This is a genomic window from Pseudomonas sp. HLS-6 TE3448, assembly GCF_053629555.1.
The window spans coordinates 1,571,941-1,588,817 of the sequence record NZ_JBRJIO010000001.1; the positions used below are offsets into that span (position 1 = coordinate 1,571,941).

The following is a 16,877-nucleotide window of genomic DNA, read 5'->3' on the forward strand; positions in this document are numbered from 1 at the left end:
CTTTCAGGCCGTTTGAGGGCTTGTTTTTCGTGGGCCATCTGCCGTACGGTAACTGCACGGACTGTGTATTTGTTTTAGAGTGAGTTACCTAATTAACTCACGGGGAATTCTGGCGACGGCTATGTCGGCAATTGAAACTGCATCTGTGAATGTGGCGTATCCTCCCTTGCTTGATTTCGGGTCGCAATTGACTCAAGAGCAACTTCTGCACTCGGTTCATCGCACCATGGCCTTGCATCAAGGGGGGCCGGTCTGGCTGTTTGCCTACGGTTCGTTGATCTGGCGTCCAGAGTGCTCCGCCGAGGAGCGGCGTCGGGCGCGGGTGCATGGTTATCATCGCGGCCTCTACCTGTGGTCCCATGAGCACCGTGGCACGCCGGAGTGCCCAGGGCTGGTCTTTGGCCTGGACCGCGGCGGCTCCTGCAGCGGGTTTGCCTACCGTCTGCCGGAAGAGCATCTGCACGATTCGTTGCTGGCGCTCTGGCAGCGAGAAATGCCCTATCCGGCCTATCGGCCACATTGGCTGAGTTGCCGACTGGATGACGGCAGCAAGGTTCAGGCACTGGGTTTTGTCCTGGAGCGGCACTTGCCGTGTTACGCCGGCAATCTGCCGGATACGTTGCTTAGCCAGATCTTTGCCCAGGCCAAGGGGCGGTATGGCAGCACCCGCGACTATGTCGAGCAGACCCTGAACGCCCTGCGCAGCCATGCCATGCCCGATCGCAATCTGGAAGCACGGTTTCGTCGCTGTCATTCCCGCGAGGTGTAGGGGCCAGCAAGGCTGGCCTTTACCGACTTGCTGGTCGCAGGGCTGTCAGGGCTCCGGTGTCAGATGCAATATGCTCTTCGCCGGGATCACCCCCATTTGCGCCCGTTGGTACTTCCCGTCCATGTAGTCCCGGGCCTGGTCGGCATAGTGGGTATCGAACAACACGCCACTTTGCCCAACCGGGTTGATGCTCAAGGACTGGCCGGCATCGGCAAAGTCGATCAGGCGGCGTGTCGAGGGGCCATAGGTCACCGGCCATGGTGCCGGGCCAATCTTCGCCGAGAAGTTGTTCGGCACTTCATGGCTGCCTGGGGCATTGAACGGCCCTACGTTAAACAGCCTGTCCAGCGGTTTCTGTTGGCCCAGCGGGTGGCCGTGGGTCAGGGTGTGTGCTTTGCCCCATTGCCAGCTTGCCGGGTCGTTGCCAAGGGTTTTGCGCAGGTGCGCCAGGCTGTTATGCCAGGCTTGGGCAACAGCATCCTTGCGGTTGCCACGTTCGTTGCTGCCTCTATGCTCCCACCACGGCGAGTCAGGGTCAGCGGCCAGGCGCGGTAGCGCTGCGTCAATGACGCGGGTCGAGATCAGGGTGTCAAACCACAGGTCGCCCAGTTCATCGTGCAGGGCGGCGCGGCTCAGCTCATAGAGGAATTGGTTGAACACGGTGGCGCTGATCGAGTCCAGCGGATAGTCGCCAGGCCAGGCGGCCAGTTGCTCGACCAGTTCCTTTTCCTGTTCCCCCTCGGCGACTTCTCGCAGTACCGACAACAGCGGTGCGAGGGTGCGCGGGCCATAGCCGGTGGTGGTGCCCAACTGCAATGCCTGGCTGTTGTGTATATCCCATTGGGTCTGGTCGGTTGCAAGGTGGTGGGCCAGCTGTTGACCACGGTCGGCCGGGTTGTAATAGCCGGGAATGGGCATGCCGGTCGGTGACTGTGGCTGGGCATTGGCCGAGACGATATAACCGCTGGCCGGGTTTTCCTGTTGGGGGTTGGCGCTGAACGGGTAGAAGCCGAGCTTGTCGGCTTGTGCACTGCTGCCATCGAGGATGAATGCCGGGTTGACGCCCTCCGGACGGATCGGCAACCGGGCGGCGGCCCACCAGCCGATGTCGCCGCGGGCATTCGCCCAGACCAGGTTCAGGCCTGGCGCGTGGATCTTCGCGGCAGCGCTGCGCATTTTGTCCCGGGTATTGGCGCGGTTGATTTCGTAGAAACCATCCAGTATCGGGTTTTCACTTTCGAGAAACGTCCACCACATGGCGATCGGGGTGGTGCTGGCGGTTTTGCCTAGCACGTCGTTGACGATTGGCCCGTGCGGTGAGCTGCGCAGTGCGAGGGTCACCGGTTGTTCGCCCTTGACCATGATCTGCTCTTCGCTACGTGTCAGCGCTTGCCATTGGCCGTTGATACGAACCTCATTGGGCTGTGTCGGGTTGACCTGTTCGGCGATCAAGTCGAGGTCGTCGTTCTGGAACATGGTCAGGCTCCAGCCGAACTCGCGGTTATGCCCCAGCGAGGCAAAGGGGTTCAGCGCCTGGTGGTAGCCGTACAGATTGAAGCCGGGTGCGGACAGCTCGGCTTCGTACCATACGGCTGGCACGGCAAAACTGATATGCGGGTCGCCTGCCAGCAGCGGCATACCGCTACGGGTGTGGCTACCGGCCACGGCCCAGGCGTTACTGCCTTCGAATTGCGGGATGCCCGCGTCAAACAGTGCCTGCTGGCTGCGTTGGGCTAGCAGGTTGAGGCTTTGCCAGTCGGCGGCAGCGAGCTTGGGTGCTGCCTGTACCGCGCCTTCAGGGTGCCAGTCCAGGTCGAAGATTTTCAGGTAGTCCGGGCCCAGTTGGTCGCGGATATAGGTGAGCACCGGTTCGGTCCTGAAGGCGGCAGCAAAGCTGTACGCCATGTAGCCGGCGATGCTCAGGGTGTCCTCGGCCGTAAAGGGGCGTGGCGTGATACCCAGTATGTCGAACTCTATCGGTTTGGGGTGGGAGGCCTGCCAGGCGTTAACGCCGTCCAGGTAGGCTTGCAGGGCTATCCAGGCGGGCGATTGTTTGTCCTGACGGCTCACCATCAGGTTGGCCTGGTCGCGGATGCGCAGGCTGCGGAACAGCGTGTCGGTTGGCACCAGTTTCGGCCCGAGCACCTCGGCCAGTTCACCGCTGGCCAGACGGCGCATGATTTCCATCTGGAACAGGCGGTCCTGGGCATGTACGTAACCCAGTGCTCGGTAAAGGTCGGTCTCGTTACGCGCTCGGATATGCGGTACGCCACGCTCGTCATAGCGCACGCTGACGGGTGCTTGCAGGTTGGCCAGTGTTACCTCGCCCTGACGTTGCGGCAATTTGCTCTGTACATACCAGAAGCCACCGGCGGCCAGTGCCGTGAGGGTGACGGCGAGTAAGCTCAGGCTGCGTTTCATCGAGACTCCTTGTGTGGGGCGAGTGACGGCTTCAACAACGGGCGCGTGTGTTTTCGGACAGAGGATAGACGTTGCAAACTCAACCCATCGGCAAGGGGGGTGAGAAATCAGGCGCCCCATGGGCAGTAGCAGCCCACTGCCAAGGTGTGCGTGGCGCTGACTGAGCGTCCTTGGCTCAGCGCCTGCAGAATCGGCTCGATAAAGCTGTTGCTCGAATTGCAGGTCGCGCCTTCGCTGTAAGGGCCGAAGTAGGCCAGCTTGCCGTCTCGGTCCCAGATCGCCACGGCTGGGCTGGCGGGCAGCTGTTCAGCGCCTGGCAGTGTCGGCAAGGGCTTCAGGGCGCTCAGGTTGGGCGGCAACTGGCCGTGGCTGCCTGCTTTCTGTACCGCATAGAAGGCTACGCCTTGGGGCGCAAAATGTGCGATCAACTCACCCAGGTGCTGTTGGTTGCCAACATTGCACGGGCAGGCCGGGTCCCAGAAGTGCACCACGCGGATCGGCCCGGGGCCGGCGAGGTCGGCAGGCAGGTGCAGGTTGTCACCGGCAAACAGTGCGGTCTGGTTGTCGAACGTGCGCAGGTAGCGGCTCTGGAAGCTGTCATAGGCCCACCACAGGATGGCTGCGCAAAGCAGCAGGGTCAGGCCGGTTAACAGCGTTTTTGCACGTGATCGAGGCATGTCCATGGGTCCACAAAAGGGCGCATAGCTTGCCATGCCAGTGACGACAGATGAATATCGTGGATCAATCCTTTGTTTTTGTGCCTGGATGCCCGCTATGTCCGCTTCGTTCCAGCCAGATGCTTTGCGCGCCAGCTTGCAGCCGCTATCGGCTCGTCAGCCACTGTCAGCGCAGGCGTCGGCGTATCAGCACTTTTATGGTCTGGACCTGCCGGCGCGCCCGGTGCCGGTGGAGCGCTGGTTGGGCCGATTCCAGGTGGCCGGCTATGACGTGGTCGGCCAGGTCTGGCTGGCGCCGGCCCCGGTGGCGACACTGATCCTGTTGCACGGCTTCTACGACCATATGGGCTTGTACCGGCATGTCATCGACTGGGCGCTGGATCAGGGCTTCAGTGTAATTGCCTGTGACCTGCCTGGGCATGGCCTGTCCAGTGGCGAGCGGGCCAGTATCGATGACTTCGCGGTGTATCAACAGGTGCTTGAGGCCTTGTTCGCGCAAGCGGCCGCACTGGGCCTGCCGCAGCCCTGGCACCTGTGCGGGCAAAGCACGGGCGGCGCCATCGTGATCGACCATATACTGAATCACGGTGATGACAGCCCGATCCAGGGTCGGGTGATTTTGCTGGCACCCCTGGTGCGACCTCGCGCCTGGGGCTGGTCGAGGTTCAGCTACTACCTGTTGCGACCGTTCGTGAAGGGCATTGAGCGGCGTTTCAGCGAGAACACCAACGACCCGACGTTTCTGCCGTTCCTGCTGGCAGACCCCTTGCAACCGCGGCGTTTGCCCACGGCCTGGGTTGGAGCACTGATTGAATGGGTCAAGCGTATCGAGGCTGCGCCGCCGAGTACGCGTCGGCCGCTGATCATTCAGGGGCAGTCGGACATGACCGTTGACTGGCCGCATAACCTGTTGGTGCTACGGGAGAAATTCGCCCAGCCTCAGGTGCTGATGCTGCCCGAGGCGCGACACCACCTGGCCAATGAACTGCCGACGATTCGCCAGCGCTACTTCGCGTTCATTGGCGAGCACCTTACTTGAGGTCGGCGCTGTTCTGGCCGACCGCCAGGCCGGCACGAATCGCCGCGAGGGCGGCCTTGTAGTAGGCCTGACCTTCTGCAGACTCGGCGAAACTGGCGAACTCTTCCAGCTCCGGGTCCGACAGGTCGCGGTAGACGTAGAGCAGGGTGTTGTTCAGGTCGTTGCCGATCTGCTCCATCAGCCGTGCGCGCTGGCCGTCAAGCATGCCCTGAGCCTGACCACCACCGAGCAGTCCCGGAATCATCTGGCTGAGGCTGTCCGCCGCCACGCCGGCAATCGCCAGGCTGACTTCGGCACCGGCTTCGCGGGCCGGCAGGGCCTTGGCCAGGTGACCAATGATCAACAGGCGGGTATCGCTGGCCTGAATACGCGGCAAGCCCTTGGCATTCTTGGCCAATTGGTCGCGGCGGGTGGCCAGTAGCTCGGCAGCGACGATCTTGCGTCCCAGCGGCGACTGGAAAAACGCCAGGGCCGGTGTCGGATTGCTCAGGTTGGCGCGTAACTGGGCGGCGGCGCGGGCGTCTACAGCCTTTGGCTCGAAACGCTGGTTGCTGTTGTTGACCAATGCTTGAAACACCGCAGGCGGCAGGCTGTTTTGGTAGCGCTGCTGGGCGGCATCGAGGGCATCGGTAAAGTGGGCGCGCTGCTCAGGCCAGCCGGCGACCTTGTAGAGTTGGTCGAGGCTGTCTGCCCAGACAGGCATGGTGCAGCTCAATAGCAGCAGAAAAAACAAACGACGCATTAAAGACTCCTGTCGGCAGAGCGCTATTGTCCGTGCCTTGGCGGGCCTTTGTCGAGACGCGATGTGTTCTGTCAGCCAAGTGGCGCTGTCGATTTTTTTGGCAGATAGATACTATGCGCGGCATGCGCATATCCTCTGATCACCCACTGTTGTTACGTATCGTTGATGACCTGGCCAGCCATGGCTGGTCGCAGCAGAATATTTTCCTGCCAGAAACCCTGACGCGGGCACTGGCGGCTGAGTGCCGCAAGCGTGAGACCGAGGGTGATCTAGCCCCTGCAGCCGTCGGGCGCGGCGCTACCCAGGAGGTTCGCGAGGGTATTCGCGGCGACCATATCCAGTGGATCGAGCCCGGTGAGTCCGAGGCTTGCGATCAGTACCTGGGGGTGATGGACAGCCTGCGCGAGGCAATGAACCGCAGCTTGTTCCTTGGGCTTGAGGACTTTGAATGCCACTTTGCGTTCTATCCGCCAGGTGCGTTCTATCGTCAGCACCTGGACCGCTTCCGCGACGATGACCGACGTATGGTGTCGGCGGTGCTTTACCTCAATGAAGCCTGGCTGCCAGAGAACGGCGGACAACTGCGCATGAGCCTCAAGGGTGGGGTCGAGCATGATGTACAGCCAACTGGCGGTTGCCTGGTGGTGTTCCTCTCCGGGGACATTCCCCATGAGGTGCTGCCGGCCACTCGTGATCGCCTGTCTCTGACGGGCTGGTTTCGCCGACGCGGCAACGAGCCATTCTGACATGCAAATGGTGTTGGTCAGTGCCTGCCTGCTCGGCCAGCCGGTGCGTTATGACGGTCGTGCCAGCGGACATCCGGATTGCCTGCAGCAATGGCAGCGGCAAGGCCGTGTCGTGCCCTTGTGCCCCGAGGTGGCAGGTGGTTTGCCGACACCGCGGCCACCTGCGGAAATCCCCGGAGGCCAGGGCGCTGCCGTACTTGAGGGGCGTGTAGCGGTCGTGAACGTCGATGGCGAGGATGTCAGTACGGCCTTTTTGGCCGGTGCCGAGCGGGCATTGCAGCTGGTGCGGCAACTCGGCATCCATATTGCCGTGCTCAAGTCCGGTAGCCCGTCCTGTGGCAATGCCCTGACCTATGACGGCACGTTCAGTGGCACCAAGGTGCCAGGCGAGGGTGTTACCACGGCACTGCTGCGCCGCGAGGGCGTTCAGGTCTTCAGCGAGCTGGAGCTGGACGCCGCATTGCAGGCATTGAATGCGCTTGAGGCTTAAGGCTTCGGCGGTTTGCTGGCATCCATCCCGAACCATTTTTCCGACATCGCGCTCAACCGACCATCGTTCTTGATGCGCTGCAGTGCGCTGTCCAGAGCGCTGTGGAAAGCCGGGTTACCCTTCTGGAAGGGAATCGCCAGGTTAAGCACAGGGCCGACAGTTGCGCCTTCGGTAACGGGCAGTTTGCTGTCGCGCACGGCATATGGCACCAGCAAGCGATCGCTGATGACGGCGTCGATCTGATCGTCGGCCATGTCCTTTATGGGCTGGTGCGTATCCGGATAGCCGCGCAGGTCGACGCCTTCAATGACGCGCGCCTGTTCGGCAAACTGGCTGCCCTGAACGAAGCCCAGGGTGTGCCCCTTCAGGGCGTCCAGGGTTGTCAGTGGGCGTTTTTCTTCCTTGCGCACGATAAGTTGGGCGCTGGAGTAGCTGTAGGGCGCGCTGAAATCCAGGCGATCCTTGAGCTCAGGGGTTGCGCTGATCTGATTGAGGGCGATGTCGTATTTGCCGCTTTCCACGCCCATGATCAGGTCGGTGGCGTCGGTCACGATAAACGAGGCGTTGACGTCCAGTTCATTTGCCAGGGCGCGTCCCAGTTCAATCTCGAAGCCGCTCAGTTGGTCATTGTCCTTGAAATTGAACGGTGGGTTGGATGCCTGGACGGCAATGCGCAGCTCGTTGCGGTCGTTAACGTCGTCGATCAGTTCCGCGTGCGCTGCTGTACTGAGCAGGGCTGCAAGCAATACCCCTATGGTCAAACGCATTGTTGCCCCTGTTTTATTTTGGCAGTTGAAGATCGGTTCGCCGCGACTTTATGCAAATGCTGCGGTCGAACGCCACCTAGGACCTTGGTCGGTAGTGGATGTTAGACGTTTCCTACAAAATATTTTGTAGGAAGACAGACAAACACAGACCGTTCCAATTGATCTATGGTTATTGGCTGCTGCCGCACTATTTTGCAGCCTCTGTTAGTGAAGTAAATCACAGGAGTAGTGAATGAAAAGCCTGATTTCGTGTGCAGCTATTGCTGGTCTGCTAATGGGCGTCTCCGTTCTGGCAGCAGCCGAGGGCCTGAAAAGCCAGGAACCGCCTGCAGGGGCCAAGGTTTCCATTCTGTCCCCTGCCGATGGGGCTACGGTGGACAAGACCTTTACCGTCAAGTTTGGTATCGAAGGCATGGCGCTCAAGCCTGCCGGCGATGATACCCCGCACACCGGTCATCACCACCTGTTGGTCGACGTGAGCAAAGAGCCTGCTGCTGACCAGGTGCTGCCAGCCACGGTGTTGCCGGCCGACAATCAGCCGCTGCCGCCGGGTGAGCACGTTGTTCATTTCGGTAAGGCGCAGACTGAAACCCAGATCACCTTGACGCCAGGCAAGCACACGCTGCAACTGGTGCTGGGCGACAAGTTCCACGTGCCATTCAAGCCAAGTGTTGAATCGAAGAAGATCACAGTGACCGTCAAGTAAACACGGCACACAAAAAAAGGGAGGCCATCAGGGCCTCCCTTTTTTATGCCGCAGGATGCTTAGAACAGAACGCGGGAACGGATGGTGCCCTTGATCTGTTGCAGTTTTTCCTGGGCCAGGTCGGAGTACTCGGCATCTACGTCGATAACCACGTAACCCACCTTCTCGTTGGTCTGCAGGAACTGACCGGAGATGTTGATGGCGTTTTCGGCGAAGACCTTGTTGATCTCGCTGAGAACACCCGGGATGTTTTGGTGGATGTGCAGCAGACGGTGCTTGCCTGGGTGGGCCGGAAGGGCCACTTCAGGGAAGTTGACCGAGGATACCGACGTACCGTTGTCGCTGTACTTGACCAGCTTTTCTGCCACTTCCAGGCCGATGTTGGCCTGCGCTTCGGCAGTCGAGCCACCGATGTGCGGGGTCAGGATGACGTTGTCCAGGCCGCGCAGCGGGCTTTCGAACTCTTCATCGTTGGAGCGTGGCTCGACCGGGAATACGTCGATGGCGGCGCCGATCAGGTGCTTGTCCTTGATGGCCGCAGCCAGGTGGTCCAGTTCGACCACGGTGCCACGGGCGGCGTTGATCAGGATGCCGCCTTTCTTGATGGCGCGAATTTCCTTCTCGCCGATCATCCACTGGGTGGCTGCGGTTTCTGGAACGTGCAGCGAGACGATGTCGCACATGCCCAGCAGCTCGTGCAGGTTGTTCACCTGAGTGGCGTTACCCAGCGGCAGCTTGGTGATGGTGTCGTAGAAGTAAACCTGCATGCCCAGGCCTTCAGCCAGGACCGACAGTTGGGTGCCGATCGAGCCGTAGCCGACGATACCCAGCTTCTTGCCACGGATCTCGAAGGAGTTGGCCGCGCTCTTGATCCAGCCACCACGGTGGCAGGACGCGTTCTTCTCCGGGATGCCGCGTAGCAGCAGGATGGCCTCGGCCAGTACCAGTTCGGCAACGGAACGGGTGTTGGAGTACGGTGCGTTGAACACGGCGATACCGCGTTCGCGAGCCGCGTTGAGGTCGACCTGGTTGGTACCAATGCAGAAACAGCCGACAGCGACCAGTTTCTTGGCGCAGTCGAAAACCTCTTCGGTCAGCTGAGTGCGCGAGCGGATACCGATGAAGTGAGCATCGGCGATCTTTTCCTTCAGATCGGCGTCGGGCAGAGAGCCGGTGAGGTACTCAATGTTGGTGTACCCGGCGGCCTTAAGGACGTCCACGGCAGTTTGGTGGACGCCTTCGAGGAGAAGGAACTTGATCTTGCTCTTATCGAGAGAAGTCTTGCTCATCTGCGTAAACCTGTGTCCCGGAGAAAAAATGGCAGGGAAGAGAAGCTGTCGCAGATCGGCCTGAAGCACGATTAGCGGGGGGCATATGCTAGCATAACGACCCCTTGATACGCCCATCCCTGGCACGTGAAGAGTCCTCAGGGTGACTATGAATTGTTCGAGAGTTCTATCGATGACCAATCCTGCGCTGATTGATGAGCTGTTGACTCTGGTTGAACCTGGCAAGGTACTGACCGACGCTGCTTCCCTCGATACGTACGGCAAGGATTGGACCAAACATTTTGCGCCGGCACCGCTGGCCATCGTGTTTCCGAAGAGCATCGAACAGGTACAGGCCATCGTCCGCTGGGCCAACCAGCGCAAGGTTGCGCTGGTGCCGTCGGGCGGGCGAACCGGGCTTTCCGCCGCAGCCGTTGCGGCCAATGGCGAAGTGGTAGTGGCCTTCGACTACATGAACCAGATTCTCGGTTTCAACGCCGGTGATCGTACGGTCGTCTGCCAGCCTGGGGTGATTACCGCGCAACTGCAGCAGTTCGCGGCAGACCAGGGGCTGTACTATCCGGTTGACTTTGCTTCAGCAGGATCAAGCCAGATTGGCGGCAATATCGGCACCAATGCCGGCGGTATCAAGGTTATTCGCTACGGCATGACCCGTAATTGGGTGGCTGGTCTGAAAGTCGTCACCGGCAAGGGCGACCTGCTTGAGTTGAACAAGGACTTGATCAAGAACGCCACCGGTTACGATCTGCGTCAGTTGTTCATTGGGGCTGAAGGCACTCTGGGCTTTGTGGTTGAAGCCACGATGCGCCTGGACCGCGCGCCGAAGAACCTCTCCGCGATGGTCCTGGGCACCCCGGACTTCGACTCGATCATGCCGGTGCTGCATGCTTTCCAGGGCAAGTTGGACCTCACCGCCTTTGAGTTCTTCTCCGACAAGGCCCTGGCCAAGATCATGGCGCGTGGCGATGTGCCTGCACCCTTTGACACCGACTGCCCGTTCTATGCCTTGCTGGAGTTCGAGGCGAGCACCGAAGAGGTGGCCAACGACGCCCTGGCAACCTTCGAGCACTGTGTGGAGCAAGGCTGGGTGATCGACGGTGTGATGAGCCAGAGCCAGCAACAACTGAAAAACCTCTGGAAACTGCGTGAGTACATCTCCGAGACCATCTCGCACTGGACGCCCTACAAGAACGACATCTCGGTCACCGTATCGAAAGTGCCGGCGTTCTTGAAGGATATCGATGCGATTGTCGGCGAACACTACCCTGATTTTGAAGTCGTCTGGTATGGCCATATCGGCGACGGCAATTTGCACCTGAACATCCTCAAGCCGGAAAACCTGAGTAAGGACGAGTTCTTCGCCAAGTGCGCTACCGTCAACAAATGGGTTTTCGAAACGGTAGAGAAGTACAACGGCTCGATTTCTGCCGAGCACGGTGTTGGCATGACCAAGCGCGACTACCTGACCTACAGCCGTTCGCCCGTGGAAATCGAGTACATGAAGGCGGTTAAGGCCGCCTTCGACCCGAATGGGATCATGAACCCGGGCAAGATCTTCCCGGTCGAGTGACGCGTTTCCCCCAAAAGTGATTAACAGCGCCAGGAGTCGGCAATGAGCTACCAGCACCAGTATCTAGACGGCACGCGTATTCACTTCCCGTTGGGCAAGGTGGTGTGCATTGGCCGTAATTACGCCGAACATGCCAAGGAACTGAATAACCCGGTACCGACTGAACCCTTGTTGTTCATCAAGCCCGGCAGTTGTGTCGTGCCGCTCGAGGGTGGCTTCAAGATCCCGACCGAGCGTGGTTCGGTGCACTACGAGGCGGAAATCGCCGTGTTGCTGGGCAAGTCGCTGTCGACCCAGCCCGACGAGGAAGAAGTGCTCGATGCGATCTCCGGCTTCGCCCCGGCACTGGACCTGACCCTGCGTGACGTTCAGTCCAAGCTGAAGGAAAAGGGCTTGCCCTGGGAGTTGGCCAAGTCGTTCGATGGCGCCTGCGTTCTGGCACCGTTCGTGCCGGCCAGTACCTTCGAGGACCTGACCGATATCGGCATTCGTCTGAGCATCAATGGCGAGGTACGCCAGGATGGCAACAGCGAGCTGATGCTTAATCCGATTGTTCCGATGATCCAGTACATGGCGGCACAGTTTTCCCTGCAGGCCGGTGATGTGATCCTCAGCGGTACGCCAGCAGGCGTCGGCCCGCTGAATCAGGGGGACGAACTGGTGCTGGAGCTGCCGGGCATCAGCCGTTTCGAAAGCAAGGTACTCTGAGCGCCGGTACGCCGGACCTGTGTGGCAGTCGTAATGGCTGCCACCTGCTTTATCGTTACAGTCAGCCTGCTTTTACCGATTTTTCACAAGTCATCCGGATAATGCCTGCGCATTGGTTCACGTGAACCTGCCGGTGCTGTGCTATTAAATCGGTAAAAAACAAGCAGGAATCCTCGATGACCACACCGTTTCCTTCCGGCGACTCTCTGCCGTTTGTGCGCAAGCGTCCTTTTATGTTGCGTTGGTCGACCTGGTTGGCGACTGCGGCGGTCATCGGCTATGGCGTGGCCTATGCCATGCATTGGGATGATCGTGGCCTGCTCTGGATCAAAGAGCGTTTCGAGAGCCCGGCAGAACAACGGGCTAGCGTCTGGTTGCCGGACTACCACGCCGACATTGATGCCAAGGTGCTGCCTGGCATGGAAGATGACGAAGCTTCAGATGTCTCCTACGACCCGCAAACCAAAACCCTGTTCGCGGTGATGGGCAAGAACCCGTTCCTGGTTCAACTGACGCTGGACGGTGATGTGCTGCGCAAGATGCCCCTCAATGGCTGGAGCAACCCCGAGGGGGTTGCCGTGCTGGAGGGTGGACGCATGGCAATTGTTGATGAGCGCGATCATACCGTGACCATCATCCGGGTCGATGCCGATACCAAGGCGCTGAACAGCGCCGACTTCCCGCAATACGACCTTGGGCCGTCGAAGAATCAGAACAAGGCGTTCGAGGGGGTTGCCTGGGAGCCAAAACGCCAACGGTTGGTGTTGGGTGAGGAGCGGCCACCAAAGTTGTTCACCTGGAGTAGCGATAGTTCGGGCCAATTGAGCGGTCAGAAACAGTCGCTGTCCAGCGACGAACTCGATCTGCGCAATGTATCTGCCCTTGGCATTGATCCACGTACGGGCCATATGCTGGTGCTGTCGGCCGACTCCAACATGTTGCTCGAGCTGGATCAGCAGGGCCAACAGGTCAGCTTCATGACCCTGCAGGGCGGCTTCAACGGTTTGCAAAAGCGTATTCCACGGGCTGAAGGGGTTGCCATGGATGAGCAGGGCACGCTGTATATGGTCAGCGAGCCGAACCTGTTCTATCGCTTCCGCAAGCACTAAGCGTGCTTGCCCTGGTGCTTTAAGCTTCGATTCAGGTGGGTATGGTTAGCTTTAGGTCGATTTTTGTTGAGTCTGCCTGAATGCGACGTTTTATCCGTTTACCTCTGCTTGCTTTGCTTATCAGCCTGTCGGCCCTTTCTTTGTTGGCTTTGGCGGCGCACGAGTATCGATTGCTCGAGCGCGGTTGGTTCAACCTCAAGACCTGGTGGCAGCCGGTCGAGCACGGTATTGGCCTGGATCGCTATCAGGTCGTACTTGAAGCCAAGCCTATCGAGGGGCTGGACGATGACCTCTCTGCACTGACCTACGACCCTGATCGTAAAAGCCTGTTCAGTGTCACCAACAAGCGTTCAGAACTGATAGAGCTGTCGCTGGATGGCGTCATCGTTAGGCGCTTGCCGTTGATTGGTTTCGGCGACCCGGAAGCCGTTGAGTATGTTGGGCCTGGCAGCTATGTCATCACCGACGAGCGCCAACAGCGGCTGATCCTTGTTCAACTGAATGATGACACCCGCGTGCTGGATGCCAGTACCGCTGAGCAGCTGTCTCTGGGGGTTGGTCTGAACGGCAACAAAGGGTTCGAGGGTTTGGCCTATGACTCGGCAGGCAAGCGTCTGTTCGTGGCCAAGGAGCGCGACCCGATGTTGATCTACGAGGTGCAGGGGTTCCCTCATGAGGGCGACGGGCAGCCTTATTCCGTGCATGTAGTGCAGGATCGCCAGCGTGATTCACGGTTGTTCATGCGTGATTTGTCGAGCCTGGTGTTCGATGAGCGCAGCGGCCATTTGCTGGCCTTGTCGGACGAATCGAAACTGGTACTGGAGCTGGATACTGAAGGGAAACCGTTGAACAGCTTGTCTCTGCACAAGGGTTTTCAAGGGCTGCAGCAGAGCGTGCCGCAGGCAGAAGGTATTGCACTGGACGATGCCGGGACGCTCTACCTAGTCAGTGAACCCAACCTGTTCTACATCTTCAAGAAGCAACCGGCCCCGTAAACGACCATCGTTGGGGGCCGGCCTGCGCTTGACGGGTGTATCAGTTACGCAGTGTTTTTACGCCTTCCGGGGTACCCAGCAGTAGCAGATCGGCAGGGCGCGCGGCGAACAGACCATTGGTGACGACACCAACGATGGCGTTGATCTGGCTTTCCAGTTCCACCGGGTTGGTGATCTGCAGGTTGTACACATCGAGGATGATGTTGCCGTTGTCGGTTACCACGCCTTCGCGGTACACCGGGTCGCCGCCCAGTTTGACCAGTTGGCGGGCAACGTGACTGCGGGCCATCGGGATCACTTCCACTGGTAGCGGAAAGGCGCCCAGTACCGGAACCAGCTTGCTGGCGTCAGCGATGCAGATGAAGGTCTTGGCTACGGCGGCAACGATCTTCTCGCGGGTCAGTGCAGCGCCGCCGCCCTTGATCAGGGCCAGGTGCTCGTTGCTTTCGTCGGCACCGTCGACATAGAACTCCAACTCGCTGACGGTGTTCAGCTCATACACCGGAATACCATGGCCTTTCAGGCGTGCAGCGGTGGCTTCGGAGCTGGCAACGGCACCGTCGAAGGCACCTTTGTGCTTGGCCAGGGCGTCGATGAAGCAGTTGGCAGTCGAGCCGGTGCCGACGCCGACGATGCTCTTGTCATCGAGCTTGGGCAGAATGAAATCGACAGCGGCCTGGGCGACAGCCTGTTTGAGTTGGTCCTGGGTCATGCGGGCTCCGAAGCGGGGAGGAGTATCTGAGGTTGCCTAGTATAACGGCTAAAACCCCAGGCTGGCGGTGGTCGCCCGACAGGGCGCTGGGGTAGACTCCCAGGCCTTGTCCCAGCCGCCCAGTGATGCTTTCCCGATGCTCGAACAGTACGTCAAGAAGATCCTCACCTCGCGCGTCTATGACGTCGCTGTCGAAACGCCATTGCAACGTGCCGGGCAGCTGAGCAAGCGCTTGGGCAATACCGTGCTGCTCAAGCGCGAAGACCTGCAGCCGGTGTTCTCCTTCAAGATTCGTGGCGCCTACAACAAGCTGGCCCAACTGACCCCCGAGGAACTCGCCCGTGGCGTGGTCACCGCGTCGGCGGGTAACCATGCCCAGGGTGTAGCACTTGCGGCGAAGGAGTTGGGCATCAAGGCAACCATCGTCATGCCCAAGACCACGCCCGAGATCAAGGTCGAAGGTGTGCGCTCGCGTGGCGGCAAGGTTGTGCTGCATGGCGATTCCTTTCCCGAAGCGCTGGCCTATTCGCTGAAACTGGTCGATGAGAAGGGCTTCGTCTACATCCACCCCTACGACGACCCGCACACCATCGCAGGCCAAGGCACCGTGGCCATGGAGATTCTGCGCCAGCACCCGGGCCAGTTGGACGCGATCTTCGTTCCGGTCGGTGGTGGTGGCCTGATTGCTGGTATCGCGGCCTACGTGAAGTACCTGCGCCCGGAGATCAAGGTGATCGGCGTCGAGCCGGATGACTCAAATTGCCTGCAAGCCGCCATGGCTGCGGGTGAGCGCGTGGTATTGCCGCAGGTCGGGTTGTTCGCCGATGGCGTGGCAGTTGCGCAAATCGGCCAGTACACCTTTGAGATCTGCAAAGACTACGTCGACGAGGTCATTACCGTCAGTACTGACGAGATCTGTGCGGCGATCAAGGATATTTACGACGATACCCGCTCGATCACCGAACCTGCGGGCGCCCTCGGTGTGGCGGGCATCAAGAAATACGTCGAACTGCGCGGTGTCAGCGGCCAGACGCTGGTGGCCATCGACTCCGGTGCCAACGTCAACTTCGACCGCCTGCGCCATGTGGCCGAGCGCGCCGAGCTGGGTGAAGGGCGTGAGGCAATCATTGCCGTGACCATCCCTGAGCAGCCGGGCAGCTTCAAGGCGTTTTGCGAGGCCATTGGCAAGCGCCAGATCACCGAGTTCAACTACCGTTACCACGCCGAGGGCGAAGCCCATATTTTTGTTGGCGTGCAGACCCATCCTGACACCGACCCGCGCAGCGCCTTGCTGCAAAGCCTGAGTGAGCAGGGCTTCCCGGTGCTCGACCTGACCGACAACGAACTGGCCAAGTTGCATATCCGGCACATGGTCGGAGGTCATGCGGCGGGTGTCAGCAACGAGATGGTGCTGCGCTTCGAGTTCCCGGAGCGCCCGGGTGCGCTGTTCAACTTCCTCAACAAACTGGGTGGGCGCTGGAACATCTCGATGTTCCATTACCGTAACCACGGTGCGGCCGACGGCCGTGTGGTTGCAGGTTTGCAGGTGCCGGACGAAGAGCGGCATCTGGTGCCCGCAGCGCTGGCCAAGATCGGCTACCCCTACTGGGATGAAACCGAGAACCCGGCGTACCGGCTGTTCCTCGGCTGAGGCTGCTACGCTCAAGACGGTGCTTTGATGGGGTGGGATGCTTTCGTATGGAAACTTTAAGCGTGATGAAAATGTTGCATGGCCTGGCGACGGCGTTGTCGCTGGGGTGTGCATTGGGGCTGGTGTTCCAGGCGTGGCGTCAGCGCGCCAATACGGTAGCCGGCCCTGCGACGAGCCTGCAGCGGCCCTGGTTGTTCGTCTGGATTCTGATGGGCCTGAGCCTGTTCAGCCTGCCCTTCAGTGGCTGGTGGCTGGTGCACCTGATTGGTTGGCCGCTGGAACAGGCCTGGCTGCTTGGCGGGGCCGTACTCTACCTGCTGGGGTGCGTGTGCTGGTTGCTGCTGGTGGGGCGATTGGGCAAGGCCACAGCCAGTCGACGCTCGGTCGTGATACTGGCAGCGCTGAGCGCGGTTATTTTCCTCAGCATCATCGGCCTGATGGTCGCTAAACCGGTGTAGTCGTCGCGCCTGTCGCCAGCACACCCTG

General features: G+C 60.0%; 17 protein-coding genes. 11 read left to right on the plus strand and 6 right to left on the minus strand.

Features of this window, described 5'->3' with window-relative positions:
• Window positions 1-121: 121 nt before the first annotated feature.
• On the plus strand, window positions 122-769 hold the full coding sequence (locus tag AB7M23_RS07365) for a gamma-glutamylcyclotransferase (RefSeq protein ID WP_099773300.1): 648 nt from the start codon (window positions 122-124) through the stop codon (window positions 767-769).
• 45 nt (window positions 770-814) lie between these two features.
• Here the strand turns inward: AB7M23_RS07365 and AB7M23_RS07370 are convergent, their stop codons facing one another.
• Together AB7M23_RS07370 and AB7M23_RS07375 are read right to left on the minus strand one after the other, a co-directional pair.
• Entirely contained in the window at window positions 815-3,190 is a 2,376-nt protein-coding gene (locus tag AB7M23_RS07370) for a penicillin acylase family protein (protein WP_454240516.1), read from the minus strand.
• Window positions 3,191-3,297: 107 nt separating this feature from the next.
• On the minus strand, window positions 3,298-3,867 hold the full coding sequence (locus AB7M23_RS07375; RefSeq protein ID WP_454240517.1) for a DUF6436 domain-containing protein: 570 nt from the start codon (window positions 3,865-3,867) through the stop codon (window positions 3,298-3,300).
• Window positions 3,868-3,964: 97 nt separating this feature from the next.
• On the opposite strand from AB7M23_RS07375, the gene AB7M23_RS07380 reads away from it, so the two are divergent.
• Window positions 3,965-4,906 carry an alpha/beta fold hydrolase gene (locus AB7M23_RS07380; RefSeq protein ID WP_454240518.1) on the plus strand — a complete coding sequence of 314 codons (942 nt, stop codon included), beginning with the start codon at window positions 3,965-3,967 and terminating at the stop codon, window positions 4,904-4,906.
• Here the strand turns inward: AB7M23_RS07380 and AB7M23_RS07385 are convergent.
• Window positions 4,899-5,648: a DUF2059 domain-containing protein gene (locus AB7M23_RS07385; protein WP_065758013.1), complete on the minus strand. Its 750-nt coding sequence runs from the start codon at window positions 5,646-5,648 to the stop codon at window positions 4,899-4,901. The genes AB7M23_RS07380 and AB7M23_RS07385 overlap by 8 nt on opposite strands.
• Before the next feature lie 113 nt (window positions 5,649-5,761).
• On the opposite strand from AB7M23_RS07385, the gene AB7M23_RS07390 reads away from it, so the two are divergent.
• Window positions 5,762-6,394: a 2OG-Fe(II) oxygenase gene (locus tag AB7M23_RS07390; protein WP_065758012.1), complete on the plus strand. Its 633-nt coding sequence runs from the start codon at window positions 5,762-5,764 to the stop codon at window positions 6,392-6,394.
• Window position 6,395: 1 nt separating this feature from the next.
• Window positions 6,396-6,884 (plus strand): DUF523 domain-containing protein, encoded by a 489-nt coding sequence (locus AB7M23_RS07395; protein WP_454240519.1) that lies wholly within the window; start codon window positions 6,396-6,398, stop codon window positions 6,882-6,884.
• On the opposite strand, the gene AB7M23_RS07400 is transcribed toward AB7M23_RS07395, so the two are convergent.
• Complete coding sequence (locus tag AB7M23_RS07400) at window positions 6,881-7,651, minus strand: transporter substrate-binding domain-containing protein (RefSeq protein ID WP_065758010.1); 771 nt, start codon at window positions 7,649-7,651, stop codon at window positions 6,881-6,883. The two genes, AB7M23_RS07395 and AB7M23_RS07400, sit on opposite strands and share 4 nt — an antisense overlap.
• 232 nt (window positions 7,652-7,883) lie before the next feature.
• On the opposite strand from AB7M23_RS07400, the gene AB7M23_RS07405 reads away from it, so the two are divergent.
• The gene (locus AB7M23_RS07405) at window positions 7,884-8,357 is read left to right on the plus strand and encodes a DUF4399 domain-containing protein (RefSeq protein ID WP_330522197.1); all 474 of its coding nucleotides are present in this window, start codon (window positions 7,884-7,886) and stop codon (window positions 8,355-8,357) included.
• 59 nt (window positions 8,358-8,416) lie between these two features.
• Here the strand turns inward: AB7M23_RS07405 and serA are convergent, their stop codons facing one another.
• On the minus strand, window positions 8,417-9,646 hold the full coding sequence (serA, locus tag AB7M23_RS07410; RefSeq protein WP_065758008.1) for a phosphoglycerate dehydrogenase: 1,230 nt from the start codon (window positions 9,644-9,646) through the stop codon (window positions 8,417-8,419).
• Between the two features lie 172 nt (window positions 9,647-9,818).
• Here serA and AB7M23_RS07415 point away from each other — a divergent pair, with 172 nt between their 5' ends.
• From AB7M23_RS07415 to AB7M23_RS07430, 4 genes are all read left to right on the plus strand, one after another.
• Window positions 9,819-11,216, plus strand: coding sequence for an FAD-binding oxidoreductase (locus tag AB7M23_RS07415; protein WP_454240520.1), 1,398 nt, complete (start codon window positions 9,819-9,821; stop codon window positions 11,214-11,216).
• Window positions 11,217-11,258: 42 nt separating this feature from the next.
• A complete protein-coding gene (locus tag AB7M23_RS07420) occupies window positions 11,259-11,924 on the plus strand; it encodes a fumarylacetoacetate hydrolase family protein (protein WP_454240521.1) in 666 nt (221 codons plus the stop codon).
• A 176-nt stretch (window positions 11,925-12,100) separates the two neighbouring features.
• The gene (locus tag AB7M23_RS07425) at window positions 12,101-13,033 is read left to right on the plus strand and encodes an SdiA-regulated domain-containing protein (protein ID WP_454240522.1); all 933 of its coding nucleotides are present in this window, start codon (window positions 12,101-12,103) and stop codon (window positions 13,031-13,033) included.
• A gap of 80 nt (window positions 13,034-13,113) precedes the next feature.
• Window positions 13,114-14,028 (plus strand): SdiA-regulated domain-containing protein, encoded by a 915-nt coding sequence (locus AB7M23_RS07430; protein WP_099773306.1) that lies wholly within the window; start codon window positions 13,114-13,116, stop codon window positions 14,026-14,028.
• 40 nt (window positions 14,029-14,068) lie between these two features.
• Here AB7M23_RS07430 and rpiA read toward each other — a convergent pair whose 3' ends face one another.
• Window positions 14,069-14,740, minus strand: coding sequence for a ribose-5-phosphate isomerase RpiA (gene rpiA / locus AB7M23_RS07435; RefSeq protein ID WP_099773307.1), 672 nt, complete (start codon window positions 14,738-14,740; stop codon window positions 14,069-14,071).
• Between the two features lie 136 nt (window positions 14,741-14,876).
• Between rpiA and ilvA the strand changes: the two genes are divergently transcribed.
• The gene (gene ilvA, locus AB7M23_RS07440) at window positions 14,877-16,391 is read left to right on the plus strand and encodes a threonine ammonia-lyase, biosynthetic (protein ID WP_065758002.1); all 1,515 of its coding nucleotides are present in this window, start codon (window positions 14,877-14,879) and stop codon (window positions 16,389-16,391) included.
• A 47-nt stretch (window positions 16,392-16,438) separates the two neighbouring features.
• Window positions 16,439-16,849, plus strand: a complete 411-nt coding sequence (locus AB7M23_RS07445; RefSeq protein WP_065758001.1) for a DUF2269 family protein — start codon at window positions 16,439-16,441, stop codon at window positions 16,847-16,849.
• Window positions 16,850-16,877 lie beyond the last annotated feature (28 nt).

Bases quoted from the DNA above. Each gene is read 5' to 3' on its own strand.
- AB7M23_RS07395 (WP_454240519.1), top strand. From the start codon at position 6,396: ATGCAAATGGTGTTGGTCAGTGCCTGCCTGCTCGGCCAGCCGGTGCGT.
- AB7M23_RS07430 (WP_099773306.1), top strand. From the start codon at position 13,114: ATGCGACGTTTTATCCGTTTACCTCTGCTTGCTTTGCTTATCAGCCTG.
- AB7M23_RS07390 (WP_065758012.1), top strand. From the start codon at position 5,762: ATGCGCGGCATGCGCATATCCTCTGATCACCCACTGTTGTTACGTATC.
- AB7M23_RS07445 (WP_065758001.1), top strand. From the start codon at position 16,439: ATGGAAACTTTAAGCGTGATGAAAATGTTGCATGGCCTGGCGACGGCG.
- AB7M23_RS07405 (WP_330522197.1), top strand. From the start codon at position 7,884: ATGAAAAGCCTGATTTCGTGTGCAGCTATTGCTGGTCTGCTAATGGGC.
- AB7M23_RS07365 (WP_099773300.1), top strand. From the start codon at position 122: ATGTCGGCAATTGAAACTGCATCTGTGAATGTGGCGTATCCTCCCTTG.
- AB7M23_RS07425 (WP_454240522.1), top strand. From the start codon at position 12,101: ATGACCACACCGTTTCCTTCCGGCGACTCTCTGCCGTTTGTGCGCAAG.
- AB7M23_RS07385 (WP_065758013.1), bottom strand. From the start codon at position 5,648: ATGCGTCGTTTGTTTTTTCTGCTGCTATTGAGCTGCACCATGCCTGTC.
- rpiA (WP_099773307.1), bottom strand. From the start codon at position 14,740: ATGACCCAGGACCAACTCAAACAGGCTGTCGCCCAGGCCGCTGTCGAT.
- AB7M23_RS07370 (WP_454240516.1), bottom strand. From the start codon at position 3,190: ATGAAACGCAGCCTGAGCTTACTCGCCGTCACCCTCACGGCACTGGCC.
- AB7M23_RS07400 (WP_065758010.1), bottom strand. From the start codon at position 7,651: ATGCGTTTGACCATAGGGGTATTGCTTGCAGCCCTGCTCAGTACAGCA.
- AB7M23_RS07380 (WP_454240518.1), top strand. From the start codon at position 3,965: ATGTCCGCTTCGTTCCAGCCAGATGCTTTGCGCGCCAGCTTGCAGCCG.
- AB7M23_RS07415 (WP_454240520.1), top strand. From the start codon at position 9,819: ATGACCAATCCTGCGCTGATTGATGAGCTGTTGACTCTGGTTGAACCT.
- ilvA (WP_065758002.1), top strand. From the start codon at position 14,877: ATGCTCGAACAGTACGTCAAGAAGATCCTCACCTCGCGCGTCTATGAC.
- AB7M23_RS07375 (WP_454240517.1), bottom strand. From the start codon at position 3,867: ATGCCTCGATCACGTGCAAAAACGCTGTTAACCGGCCTGACCCTGCTG.
- AB7M23_RS07420 (WP_454240521.1), top strand. From the start codon at position 11,259: ATGAGCTACCAGCACCAGTATCTAGACGGCACGCGTATTCACTTCCCG.
- serA (WP_065758008.1), bottom strand. From the start codon at position 9,646: ATGAGCAAGACTTCTCTCGATAAGAGCAAGATCAAGTTCCTTCTCCTC.